Annotated in this window: 12 protein-coding genes; 11 read left to right on the top strand and 1 reads right to left on the bottom strand. The window is 42.9% G+C overall.

Annotation, left to right across the window (positions count from 1 at the left end; genetic code table 11):
- Positions 1-198: 198 nt before the first annotated feature.
- From MHI11_RS19605 to cydC, 4 genes are read left to right on the top strand one after another with little or no spacing between them, the layout of a single operon-like run.
- Complete coding sequence (locus MHI11_RS19605; RefSeq protein WP_340962114.1) at positions 199-1,614, top strand: cytochrome ubiquinol oxidase subunit I; 1,416 nt, start codon at positions 199-201, stop codon at positions 1,612-1,614.
- The gene (cydB, locus tag MHI11_RS19600; protein ID WP_044140290.1) at positions 1,601-2,617 is read left to right on the top strand and encodes a cytochrome d ubiquinol oxidase subunit II; all 1,017 of its coding nucleotides are present in this window, start codon (positions 1,601-1,603) and stop codon (positions 2,615-2,617) included. Before MHI11_RS19605 ends, cydB begins: the two co-directional genes overlap by 14 nt.
- Positions 2,617-4,353, top strand: a complete 1,737-nt coding sequence (gene cydD, locus MHI11_RS19595; RefSeq protein ID WP_126740979.1) for a thiol reductant ABC exporter subunit CydD — start codon at positions 2,617-2,619, stop codon at positions 4,351-4,353. The genes cydB and cydD overlap by 1 nt, the downstream gene beginning before the upstream one ends.
- Positions 4,343-6,076: a thiol reductant ABC exporter subunit CydC gene (gene cydC, locus MHI11_RS19590; protein ID WP_065099261.1), complete on the top strand. Its 1,734-nt coding sequence runs from the start codon at positions 4,343-4,345 to the stop codon at positions 6,074-6,076. The genes cydD and cydC overlap by 11 nt, the downstream gene beginning before the upstream one ends.
- Positions 6,077-6,133: 57 nt before the next feature.
- On the opposite strand, the gene MHI11_RS19585 is transcribed toward cydC, so the two are convergent.
- Positions 6,134-7,171, bottom strand: coding sequence for a pectate lyase family protein (locus MHI11_RS19585; protein ID WP_340962357.1), 1,038 nt, complete (start codon positions 7,169-7,171; stop codon positions 6,134-6,136).
- 474 nt (positions 7,172-7,645) lie between these two features.
- On the opposite strand from MHI11_RS19585, the gene sigY reads away from it, so the two are divergent.
- The 7 genes from sigY to MHI11_RS19550 all read left to right on the top strand — a co-directional run bounded on the left by sigY (position 7,646) and on the right by MHI11_RS19550 (position 12,772).
- Complete coding sequence (gene sigY, locus MHI11_RS19580) at positions 7,646-8,179, top strand: RNA polymerase sigma factor SigY (protein WP_044140287.1); 534 nt, start codon at positions 7,646-7,648, stop codon at positions 8,177-8,179.
- Positions 8,176-8,487 carry a YxlC family protein gene (locus tag MHI11_RS19575; RefSeq protein WP_044140286.1) on the top strand — a complete coding sequence of 104 codons (312 nt, stop codon included), beginning with the start codon at positions 8,176-8,178 and terminating at the stop codon, positions 8,485-8,487. Before sigY ends, MHI11_RS19575 begins: the two co-directional genes overlap by 4 nt.
- Positions 8,484-8,696, top strand: a complete 213-nt coding sequence (locus tag MHI11_RS19570) for a hypothetical protein (protein WP_044140285.1) — start codon at positions 8,484-8,486, stop codon at positions 8,694-8,696. Before MHI11_RS19575 ends, MHI11_RS19570 begins: the two co-directional genes overlap by 4 nt.
- 307 nt (positions 8,697-9,003) lie before the next feature.
- The gene (gene gdhA, locus MHI11_RS19565) at positions 9,004-10,374 is read left to right on the top strand and encodes an NADP-specific glutamate dehydrogenase (RefSeq protein ID WP_044140284.1); all 1,371 of its coding nucleotides are present in this window, start codon (positions 9,004-9,006) and stop codon (positions 10,372-10,374) included.
- A gap of 83 nt (positions 10,375-10,457) precedes the next feature.
- A complete protein-coding gene (locus MHI11_RS19560; RefSeq protein ID WP_003214702.1) occupies positions 10,458-10,571 on the top strand; it encodes a hypothetical protein in 114 nt (37 codons plus the stop codon).
- A gap of 126 nt (positions 10,572-10,697) precedes the next feature.
- Complete coding sequence (locus tag MHI11_RS19555; RefSeq protein ID WP_340962111.1) at positions 10,698-12,080, top strand: copper amine oxidase; 1,383 nt, start codon at positions 10,698-10,700, stop codon at positions 12,078-12,080.
- Positions 12,081-12,157: 77 nt separating this feature from the next.
- Positions 12,158-12,772, top strand: coding sequence for a class F sortase (locus MHI11_RS19550; protein WP_340962109.1), 615 nt, complete (start codon positions 12,158-12,160; stop codon positions 12,770-12,772).
- The last annotated feature ends 10 nt before the right edge of the window (positions 12,773-12,782 follow it).

The following is a 12,782-nucleotide window of genomic DNA, read 5'->3' as shown; positions in this document are numbered from 1 at the left end:
TTTTTGAAGCGTATGGGTGTAAAGTACAGGTATAAATAACTAACCGAATGAAAAGCAAGAGTAAAATTTCACCGAGCAAACCATTTCAAACAGGCTATCATTTGTGAATCATTGAACAAATATTGAATATTTTGTGAAGTGGTGAGCATAGATGTTTCGAATCATTCGGCATGTGAAAGTAAGGGAGGATGTAAGGCTGTGAGTGAGCTGTTTTTAGCAAGATTTCAATTTGCTTCAACGACATTATTTCATTTTATTTTTGTTCCTATGTCAATAGGTTTAGTGTTTATCGTTGCTTTGATGCAGACCCTTTATGTCGTCAAGAAAAAAGAGATTTATAAAAAGATGGCGAAGTTTTGGGGTCATCTATTCTTACTCAATTTTGCAGTAGGTGTGGTGACAGGGATTCTCCAGGAATTCCAGTTTGGGATGAATTGGTCAGATTATTCAAGGTTTGTCGGTGATGTCTTTGGTGCACCGCTTGCCATCGAGGCACTATTGGCCTTTTTCCTTGAATCTACATTTATTGGCCTTTGGATTTTCGGCTGGGATCGTTTGCCTAAGAAAATTCATTTATTGTGTATTTGGATTGTTTCCATTGGTACGATTTTCTCAGCATTTTGGATTTTAGTAGCCAACTCATTCATGCAGGAGCCAGTCGGATTTGTGATAAAAAATGGCCGTGCAGAAATGAATGACTTTGGGGCTCTTATCACGAATCCGCAGCTCTGGGTAGAGTTCCCACACGTTCTGTTTGGTGCACTTGCAACAGGTGCTTTCTTTATTGCAGGTGTTAGTGCCTATAAAATGATCAAAAAACAAGAAGTAGCTTTCTTTAAAAAATCTTTCCAAATTACTATGATACTTGCTTTAATTGCTGGCTTAGGTGTGGCGTTCTCTGGACATGACCAAGCAAAGCATTTAATGAAAGCACAGCCGATGAAGATGGCAGCAAGTGAAGCCCTTTGGAAGGATAGTGGAGATCCAGCGGCTTGGACACTATTTGCCAATATTGATACAAATAAAAAAGAAAACTCTGCGGAGATCAATATTCCGTTTGCTTTAAGTTACTTGGCTTATTCGAAGTTTAGTGGAGATGTGCCAGGCATGCTGACTCTTCAAAAAGAATATGAAGCAAAGTTTGGTCCTGGAGACTACATTCCGCCAGTAAAAACAACCTTCTGGAGCTTTAGAATCATGGTTGGTGCCGGCATGCTGATGATTTTTGCCAGTATGATTGGCTTGTACTTGAGCTTTAGAAAGAAACTCGAAACGAACAAATGGTTTTTACGCTTCATGGTAGGGATGATTGCATTCCCGTTTATTGCGAACTCAGCTGGCTGGATCATGACTGAAATTGGGCGTCAGCCGTGGACGGTCTTTGGGATGATGACGACGGCTCAATCGATTTCGCCAAACGTATCGTACGGTATGCTGTTATTCTCAGTCATTAGCTTTACGACGATTTATCTGATTCTTGCCATCTTGCTTGCCTACCTATTCATTCGAGAAATTAAAAAAGGTGCACATTCGGAAGAGGATACAGATCAAAAGTATGAAACGGACCTGTCTACAGATCCATTTGATGGAGGCGCATATCATGGCATATCTTAACGAGATTTGGTTTATTCTTGTCGCAGTATTGTTTGTTGGATTTTTCTTCTTAGAAGGATTTGATTTTGGTGTTGGGATGTCCATGCAGTTGCTTGGAAAGGATGCGCACGAACGCCGCATTTTGATTAACACGATTGGTCCTTTCTGGGATGCGAATGAGGTCTGGCTGATTACAGCTGGGGGCGCTATTTTCGCTGCTTTCCCTAACTGGTATGCCACGATGTTCAGTGGATACTATATACCGTTTGCGGTTCTCCTTTTAGCACTCATCGGGCGCGGGGTCGCCTTTGAATTCCGAGGGAAGGTTGAGAAAGCTTCTTGGATCAAAGCATGGGACTGGGTCATCTTCTTTGGCAGTCTGCTGCCGCCGTTTCTACTCGGTGTGCTATTCACAAGTATTTTACGCGGGATGCCAATTGATCAAGACATGAACATGTACGCTGGTTTTACGGATTTTGTGAACCTTTATTCAGTGATTGGCGGGTTAGCTGTGACGGTTCTTTGCCTTCTGCACGGATTGATTTTCGTCACACTTCGTACAGAGGGTGATTTAAGAGATCGTGCGAGAAAGCTTGGCAAGCGTGTCCTGCTTATTGCGCTGCCAGTTCTGGTCCTATTTGTTGGTGTATCTATCATGGAAACGGACATTTATACGGTACGCCCAATCATCACCATTCCGTTAACTGTCCTCATTGTGGTTTGTTACGTAGCGGCTCTATTCTTTATGAAAAAAGAACGTGATGGCTGGACTTTCCTATTCACAGGTGCGGGCATCATGGTGACAGTGACGATGCTGTTCACTGCATTGTTCCCGCGCGTCATGATTAGCTCAATCAACCATACGTTTGATCTGACCATTCAAAACGCTGCATCTGGATCTTATTCACTGACGGTCATGACGATTGTTGCCATTTCTTTGCTGCCCTTTGTGCTTGGGTATCAAATTTGGAGCTATTACGTCTTCCGTAAACGTGTAAGCGGTAAGGAGCCAATGACCTACTAATGGATAAACGTTTGCTTCAATTAAAAGGAATGAGAGGGCTTCTTGCCCTCTTAGGTATTGTGTCACTCATCCAAGGAGCAAGTATTATTTTCCAAGCACAGTGGCTGGCACATGCCATTACTACGCTGTTTGACGGGAAAAGCCTTTCGCAGGCAACGCCTTATGTCCTGCTGTTTCTTGCTGCCTTTCTGGTGCGGCACGGTCTCACCTTGATTCGGGAGAAGGTCATGTTTACCTACTCTTCCCGAATTGGAGCAGACGTCAGAAAACAGTTGTTAGACCAACTCTTTCGTTTAGGTCCAGCTTTCACAAAGAAAAAGGGTACAGGAAAGCTTGTCACTTTAGCGATGGAGGGAATTGCTCAATATCGTCAGTATTTACAGCTATTTTTGCCCAAAATGGTGAACATGGCAGTGATACCGGCAATGGTCCTCATCTATGTTTGGACATTAGACGAGACATCTGCCGTCATTTTAATCGTGACGCTGCCGATTTTAATTATCTTTATGATTTTGCTAGGTCTTGTCGCTCAGCGTAAAGCGGCCAAACAATGGAAATCGTATGAGAAATTATCCAATCATTTTACTGATTCTCTCCGCGGCCTTGAAACGCTTCGTTACTTAGGGATAAGCAAAAAACATTCCCGCAATATCGGGGAAGTGTCAAAGCGATATCGAAAGGCGACCATGAGCACGCTGAAGGTCGCATTTCTTTCATCATTTGCGCTTGATTTCTTTTCCATGCTTTCGATTGCAACCGTCGCTGTCTTTCTTGGCTTGCGATTAATTGAAGGGGAGCTTCTGTTATTGCCGGCTTTGACGGCGCTCATGCTAGCACCGGAATATTTCCTGCCAGTACGTGAAGTGGGAAATGATTATCATGCCACGCTAAATGGAAAAGAAGCGAATGAAGCGATGCAGGTCATTTTAGAAGAAAAGGGCTTTCGCACGCAGGAGACACAATCAGTGCAGTTGAACGAGTGGAATGAACAGTCTGCGCTCACCCTGCAAAATGTAAGTGTCCAGCATGACGAACATGCCCCTTATTCGATTCAGGATGTAGATCTCACTGTCAAAGGGAAGAAGAAAATCGGAATCATTGGTGCCAGTGGTTCAGGGAAATCGACGTTAACCGATGTGCTCGGCGGCTTTGTTGAACCGACCTCAGGTCAAATCACGCTAAACGGCCAGCCGCTTGTTCATTTACAGATGAAGGAATGGCAAAAGGAAGTCGTCTATATGCCGCAGCACCCTTATTTATTTCACATGACATTAAGAGAAAACATTCGTTTTTATGAACCACATGCAACAGATGAAGATGTGGAAAGAGCTGTCTGTGAAGCTGGCTTATCTCAGCTCGTGGCGCAGCTGCCAAATGGTATTGATGAGGTCATTGGAGAACAGGGAAGAGGGCTAAGCGGCGGACAGGCACAAAGAATTGCGCTTGCGCGAACGGTGCTGGGCAAGCGGTCCATTATGCTGTTAGATGAACCAACGGCGCATCTCGATATTGAGACAGAGTATGAATTGAAGAAAACAATGCTTCCACTGTTCGAAGATAAACTTGTGTTCTTAGCGACACATAGGCTTCATTGGATGCCAGACATGGATGAGATCATTGTCATGGATCAAGGAACGATTGCGGAAATGGGTACACATGAATCATTAATGCGAAGAAAAGGCGTGTATTATCAATTGGTACAGGAGCAAATGGGGGCGGTCACACATGGTAAGTAAAGGCTGGTTTATACCTTATATCAAGGAGAATCAAAAGCTGTTTGCGCTGGTTTTATTTCTAGGGGCAATTGCAGTATTCTCTGCTTCTATGCTGATGTATACGTCAGGATTTCTCATTTCAAAAGCTGCCACAAGACCTGAGAATATACTGATGGTCTACGTCCCAATTGTAGCTGTCCGTACCTTTGGTATTTCACGCTCAGCTGCCCGCTATGCAGAAAGATTGGCGAGCCACCAGCTCATTTTGACCATGATTGAAAAAATGCGTGTCCGCCTATATGACATGGCTGAACGAAGTGCGAAACAGACAAAGCTGGGTACAGGTGAAATGCTGGGGCTCTTGTCAGATGATGTTGAGAGACTGCAGGATGCCTATTTAAAAACCATCTTTCCATCTATCGGTGCGCTGCTTTTATATGCCGCATCCATTGGGGCACTTGGTCTATTCTCGTGGCCTTTTGCTGGCTTGATGCTGCTTTATATGGCACTTCTCGTATTTGTTTTTCCATACGTCACCGTGCTAGTGAACCGGGCGAGACAAATTCAAATGAAAAAAGGCAGAAATGAACTGTACAGCCATTTAACAGATGCCGTCATGGGCGTGAGTGACTGGTTGTTTAGCGGCAGGCAGAAAGATTTTGTTGATGAATATGAACAGAAAGAAGCGCAGCTGTTAGCGCTTGAAGCAGCTAAGCACCGGTTTATCCGTCTGCGCCAGTTTTTTGCACAGCTTATCATTGGAGGAGCGGTCGTGCTTGTCGTGTATTGGAGCGGTTCAGTTGTTCAGTCAGGATCGATGTCACACACCCTGATTGCAGCCTTCGTGCTTGTGCTTTTTCCGTTAACAGAAGCCTTTCTTCCACTCTCAGATGCAGCAGGTGATATTCCAGTCTATCAGCATGCTGTCAGCAGATTACATCATTATGAAAAACTTTCGTATGAAGGAGAATCTGAGCGCAAGACAGTTGACCAGCCGGTTGTTTCTCAAGGTGAAGCTGTTTCTTTTGATCAAGTGTCCTTTGGGTATGATTCGCATCAACACGTGCTAAAGCATCTGTCATTTTCATTGAAGCAAGGAGAATCGCTTGCTCTCTTAGGAAAAAGTGGTGCAGGAAAATCGACTATTTTGAAATTGTTAGAAGGAGCTGTCGTGCCAAATCAAGGAGCTGTCAGTATCCAGGGGCAACCGGTCGAAAGCATTCGAGAGAACGTATCCACCTATGTGTCAGTGCTCAATCAACAGCCGTATTTATTCGATACCACTGTTTTAAACAATATTCGCTTAGGCTCTCCAGATGCGACAGAAGAGCAAGTAAAAGAAGCAGCGAGACAAGTGCAGCTGCACGATACCATCGAATCTTTGCCAGAGGGTTATCACACCGGTGTTCAGGAGACAGGTATTCGTTTCTCAGGTGGAGAAAGACAACGGATGGCGTTAGCACGGATTTTGCTGCAAAACACTCCGGTTGTTGTATTAGATGAGCCCACCGTCGGACTTGATCCACGCACAGAGCGTGAGCTGCTTGAAACCATTTTCCGTGTGTTAAAAGGAAAAACGGTCATTTGGATTACCCATCATCTCACTGGCTGTGAGGCATGTGACCGCATTATGTTTATTGAAGATGGACAAATTGAGATGCAGGGGGAGCATCAGGATTTACTGAAAGAAAACCCACGCTATCAAAAATTGTATGAGATGGATCGTCCGTTTTCTACAATTTAAATAGATGAAATGACAAGAACGTTCGGACAGAGATTTCTGCCCGAACGTTTTGTGGTTTTAAGGGTTTACTTTTCCAACACCAGCATTTGATACCACTTCTGATTTGACATTGTTCACGTTAAGCAAGGAGTAGTTATAAGGAGGGTTGTACGTACCTGTAGAAGACGTTGGCAGACTGCCTGAGCTGTTAATATATGAGTTGTTGATGACATGCCATGTACCGACTTGACGGCTATCCCAGCTGCCGATCGCATTTTTTGTATTTTCAAATACGTTGTGCTCAATTCTCATTTTTGCGCCCATACGAGAGTTGATCGCTGTCGTATGGATACCTTTATAGTAGTTGTTATACACATGACCTTCCCCATAGCGCATAGATGGTACACGGGAATTCAGGTTTTCAAAACGGTTGTTGTGGAATGTTATTTTTCTGTTGTAGTTGTCGTTATCAGAGTTGCCCATGAGCATCGTTTTCCAGCTGTCATGAACATAGTTCCATGAGAAGGTAATATAGTCGGAGTCATTTTTCACATCAAATAATCCATCATAATCATCTTTACCAGAGTTTAATGTATTGTACAGTTCATTATGGTCGACCCATACGTTTTTAGAAGCGCCTTCGATTCCGATGGCATCCTTGTCACCGATTTTGCTGTGATGGATTTTCAGGTTGCGGATGATGATGTTATTGGAACGCCATACTTTAATGCCGATTCCATTAAATTCACCTTTCGTGCCTTTGCCGACGATCGAGACATTGTTTGTATCTTTCACATCGATTTTATTGGCAGATGTATTAGAAGGAGTAATCGTCCCGTCGACAACAATTTTTAATTTTTCGTTTGTTCCTTTACTTTTGAGGGCAGCCAATAGTTCATTTCCAGTTTTGACTGTGACGGTTTTACCGCCTTCACCGCCTGTTGTACCACCATTTAATGTGGAGAATCCTTGTTGATTAAAATTGGCCATAATAGAAGGGCTTTCCGGATACTTTGCTGCCGCTTTTGCCTCCCCATTAGGTGCAAATAATGAAGTCACGAGACCAACCGTTAACACACCAGCTAACATTGGAACTTTTTTCTTCAAAGTCAACATCTCCATTCAATTTTGTTTTAATGTAAACGTTTCCAAAAATAAGCTGCAATTCAACTGCTCCTCCTTTCTTCGCCAGTATTGCCTTTTTCGGAATGTAGGAAGAGCATAGCATGCAAAAAGGTATCATCGGCTAAGAATTGGCGTTGTGTATTCCATGATTTTCTAGAAAACTAAGGCCATGATTATTTTATTTTCGTCTAAATGAGACAAGGATCATTGACGATAGGTATTGGGATAACCTAGTGATTATGGGGGAGAGCATCTCCGCTTGATAGAAAATCAGAACGCATCATTTTATTAGAGACGAAAGAATGTCATAATCATTACATAAGAAAAAACTGGGTATTTAACGCTTCAAATACTGGATCAACAGGGAGAAAAGCAGACAAGCTAAAAAAATAAAACCTATTTTGAACGATATCGTTATACGTGTCGTCTCATGAATAAGAGAAGAAAGAGGAAGGAGGGGTGTGTTTGGAGCAGACAGAAGAGACATTATTGATTCAGCGGGCAAAACAGGGGGATGATGCTGCATTTACAGCCCTATATCGTCATCATTATTCCTTTCTTTACCGTTATATAATGAAGCTCACCCTTCAACAAGAGCTTGCAGAAGAAATCATGCAAGAAACGATGCTGAAAGCGTACATGAAACTCTCTTCATTTAGAGGAGATTCCTTATTTTCAACATGGCTCATATCCATTGCATCTAGACAATTTTTGGATCACCAGAAGAAAAGAAAACGTGAACAATTGAGGGAAGAAAAGGCGAATCAAGAGACGATACGCCGTTTTAAATGGGAGATTCAGCAAAAGGGACATACATGGCATGAGATGTGGGATGCTCTTAACGAATTGAAGGCTCAGGAGAGAGCGCCGATTATTTTGCACTATTATTATGGCTTTACTTATCCAGAGATTGCTTCAATGCTCGGGATGAGAGAAGGTACTGTGAAGTCGAGGGTTCATCATGGATTAAAGAAAATTCGAAAGGAGTGGTCTCAATGAAGGAAGATCAGTTCACCGAACGTTTAAAGGAAGAGTTACAGCAGCTAGATGAACAAATTGAAGTGAAAGAGCCAAGTGAACAGGCTGTCATGATGATGCTGAAGCAGGCGAAGGAACGAGAGAAAAGGCGTTTTAAACAAGAAGTACTGGCGTACGTTCTCATCAGTCTGACCATTCTGGCACTATTTGTCGCTGCCATCTCCCATTTGCCTATCATCTTCATTCTTCTTCAAGTAGTGAGTGTGCCGCTCTGCGTCGTTGTCGGCATCAAGGAATATCAACACATTAAAGGAGGGTCTTCCTTATGAGTCAGTCGGAGATGATCATCTTATTGTGCGCATTGCCGTTACTATTTGCGCAGGGCCTTCTTTTATTTATGGATGCAAAGAAAAGAGGGCGTTATAAGTGGTTTTGGGGCATTGTCGGTTTAATTAACTTCCCATCGTCTTCTATTTTATATTGGCTTTGTGTGGTGTACCCTGATCGAAAAAAAGAGGAGAAGATCCGAAAAGATTGAGCAGACGGCCTATAAAACTTTAGGCCTTTTTTTCTTGTTGAAGATCAACTAGAAATCATTCATGGTTCATCTAATTGTCAAAGAGTGCGGGATATATAACGTCTAAATCATGATTTCTAGCTCAATAGTCATTCTGTAAGAGATACTTTCTAAAAACGATTGCGGCGGCTGCTTGATCCATCTCAAATCGGCATCATTTTCATCTGTTATCAGTATTGATCCGTTTTTACAAATGGTGTTAAATTAATCTCAATATGCGTTAGAAAATCTAACAAGATAAAAGATATACAAAGGAGGCAGATGAGACATGTTGACCTTAGATCGAGCAGCGCAAACAGCACAAAGCTACATCGACCGTGTGTTAGAAGAGGTGGAAAAACGAAATCCTGGTGAGGAGGAATTTCAGCAAGCCGTAAGAGAAATTCTAGAATCACTCGTTCCCGTTTTTGCAAAGCATCCAGAGTATGAAAAACAAGGCATTTTAGAACGACTCATCGAGCCTGAGCGGCTTGTGGTATTTCGCGTACCATGGGTAGACGATGAGGGGAAAGTACAAGTCAATCGGGGATTCAGGGTTCAATTCAATAGTGCCATCGGACCTTATAAAGGAGGCATTCGTTTCCACCCATCTGTCAATGCAAGCATTATTAAGTTTTTAGGATTTGAACAAATCTTTAAAAACGCACTGACTGGTATGCCGATCGGTGGAGGAAAAGGTGGATCAGATTTTGATCCTAAAGGGAAATCGGATGGAGAAATCATGCGTTTCGTTCAAAGCTTTATGAGTGAGCTCAGTCGATATATTGGACCTGATCAAGATGTGCCAGCAGGTGATATTGGCGTAGGGGCACGCGAAATTGGCTATATGTTCGGGCAGTACAAGAAAATGCGTGGTGCTTATGAAGCAGGTGTACTCACAGGGAAAAGCCCTGGATTTGGAGGCAGCTTAGCGAGAAAAGAAGCGACAGGCTATGGATTGGTGTACTTTATGGAAGAAATGTTAAAAGCACATGGACTTCAATTTGAAGGACGTTCAGTTGTCGTGTCCGGCTCAGGGAATGTGTCTATTTATGCGATGGAGAAGGTCATAGAGCTAGGTGGTAAGGTCGTTGCGTGCAGTGATTCAAGCGGAGCGATTTATGATCCACAAGGCATTTCATTAGAAACAGTGAAACAGCTGAAGGAAGGAAGCAATCAACGGATTGGGGCATACATAGACATTCACCCGCATGCTGAATTGATTGAAGATTGCGAACAAATTTGGTCTGTTCCTTGTGACATTGCGCTCCCATGTGCAACGCAAAATGAAATATCTGAGATGCAGGCACAGCAGCTCGTGGAAAATGGTGTCATTGCGGTAGGAGAAGGAGCGAATATGCCTTCTACTCTAAAGGCAGTCAAAGTTTTTGAACAGAATGATATTCTATTCGCGCCGGCAAAAGCGGCGAATGCAGGCGGAGTAGGTGTCTCAGCGCTGGAAATGGCGCAAAATAGTGCAAGAATGTCTTGGACATTTGAGGAAGTAGATGATCAGCTGAAACAAATGATGCAGACGATTTATCGTCAGTGTACAGAGACAGCAGACGAATATGGACACTCTGGAAACTTAATAGTAGGAGCAAATATTGCAGGATTTCGCAAAGTGGCAGATGCGATGATCGCACAAGGCGTGATTTAACTCCTGCTCTCCCGCACCTGTTTATTTCATGCCAAGATGGGGAATCTTCCTTGTAAGAATGACAATAAGGAGGCGCGGGAGAAATGAAAAAATGGCTGAAACAAATTTTTAAATGGGCACCTGTGATTTATCCAGTGGTGAGAAAAATATATAAAGAGCGGAAAGCATCTAAACGTCGTAACGTATCAGCCGGATAATCCGGCTTTTTTTTATGCAAGCATGACCGATTGTGCGCTAAACAAAAAAAGATGATAGATTTGAATGATCCATTTCATGCTTCTTTCCGTTAAGTACATAACAAACGGAAAGAGGAGGAAAAACAGATGAACATGAAAAAAGCGATTTTAACCATTCCGCTTAGCGCAGCATTACTATTTCCGGCAGCCCATAGCGCAAGTGCACACGAAGGACATATGCATGGAGAGGCAAAGAAGACATCTGCGTCACAAGAGGTGTCAAACAAAGCAACCGATCTTCGAGCAGCACTAGACCAGTTATTTTCGGAGCATGCCTACTTAGCAGTCATCACAATGCAAAAGGGAATTGACGGCAGCAAAGATTTTAAACAAGCAGCGGCAGCGCTAAATGACAACACAAATGACTTATCGGAAGCCATCGCTTCTGTGTACGGAAAAAAAGCAGGGAAACAATTCAAAGACATTTGGTCAAGCCATATCGGCTACTTTGTGGATTATGTACAAGCAACCGCAAAGAAAGATGAGGCAGGTAAAAAGAAAGCAGTTAAGCAGCTTGACCAATATCGTATGAAACAAGCCGACATGCTCGATCAAGCAACAGGCGGGAGATTGAAAGCAAGTGAGCTTGAAGAAGGCTTGAAGATGCATGTGAACGAACTATTAAAAGCGTTTGACAGCTACACAGAAAAGGATTTTGATACGGCCTATGAAACCGTTAGAAAATCCATTCATCATATGTTTGAAGTAGGCAAAGGCGTATCGTGGGCGATCACAGATCAATTTCCTGGGAAATTTGATCATAAATCTGTCGATACACCAGCCGCAGATCTTCGTGAAGATTTAAACTACTTGTTCTCAGAGCATTTGGCACTTGCGGTCGTTGCCATGCAAAAAGGAAATGATGGTAGCAAGGACTTTGATCAAGCAGCAGCAGCTTTGAACGAGAATACAAATGATTTATCTGATGCGATTGCATCTGTTTATGGTAAGGATGCAGGAAAACAATTCAAATCCATTTGGTCAAGCCATATTGGTTACTTAGTTGATTATGTCAAAGCGGATGCATCAGGAGACAAAGAAGTGAAAGAAAAAGCTGTGAAAAACTTGGATGCATATCGGATGAAGCAAGCGAAATTTCTAGATCAAGCGACAGATGGCCGTTTAAAGGCGGCGGATTTAGAAGCTGGCTTAAAAATGCATATTGATGAGCTGATCAAAACATATACGTCTTACCATAATGGCGAATATGATCAGCTTTATCCAACAGTGAGAGAAGCATACGGTCATATGTTCATGGTCGGTCAAGATGTCGCAGCAGCGATTGTTGATCAGCATCCTGAACTATTCAAATCTAACATGCCTAACGAAATGCCGAAAACAGGTATGGGAGGCACAGCCGGTCCTTTAGGTATGTCATATGAAGCATTTGCGGGATTAATCGCAAGCTTGATCCTAGCTGGCGGTGCAATGGGTGCGCTCTTCCTAATTCGTCGTAAGACATCAAATTAAGCTCATATCAAAACAAAAGGGGGGAACGGAACGTGCACAATCGTGCCGTTCCTTTCTTTAAAAGGAGGCAGACTGACTTGAAAAGGTGGCTGTTTGGTCTTCTGATGCTTCTTGTCATCACGGGCTGTGCATCAAAATCGATGAATGATTCGTCATCCGCTAAAACAACCTCATCTCCTGAAAAAATGACAACAAACCAAGCCACAAAACAGTCTCATTCAAAAGCCATGTTAAAAGACGAACCGTCCGGTATTATCCCGGCTGAAATTACGATTCCGGCGATTGATGTCAAAGCAAAAGTAGAGAAAACCACTTTATCAAAGGATGGCAGTATGGGCGTTCCAAAAAATACGGACAACACAGCTTGGTTTAAAGATGGTCCAAAGCCAGGAGATAAAGGAAATGCCGTCATAAATGGCCATGTTGATAATAAATGGGGACCTTCTGTTTTTTATCGATTAAAGGAGCTGAAAAAGGGAAACAAGGTAATCGTGACATCCTCATCAGGAAAAAAGCGAACCTTTGAAGTGATCAAAGTACAAAGCTATCCGCGTGAAGAAAAGCCACATGCGTTTTTCGGGTATGCTTTTACACGAAATCTCAATTTAATCACATGTACAGGGACGTTTGATCATGCAGCTGGGACTCATGAAAAAAGATTGGTTGTCTTTACCCAGCTAATCTCTTCATAAAAAAGGCGAT

Source organism: Bacillus sp. FSL K6-3312, from assembly GCF_038007485.1.
GTDB lineage: Bacteria > Bacillota > Bacilli > Bacillales > Bacillaceae > Bacillus > Bacillus pumilus.
Note: the sequence above shows the minus strand (reverse complement) of the source record. Positions and strands in the feature narration are given on the sequence as shown.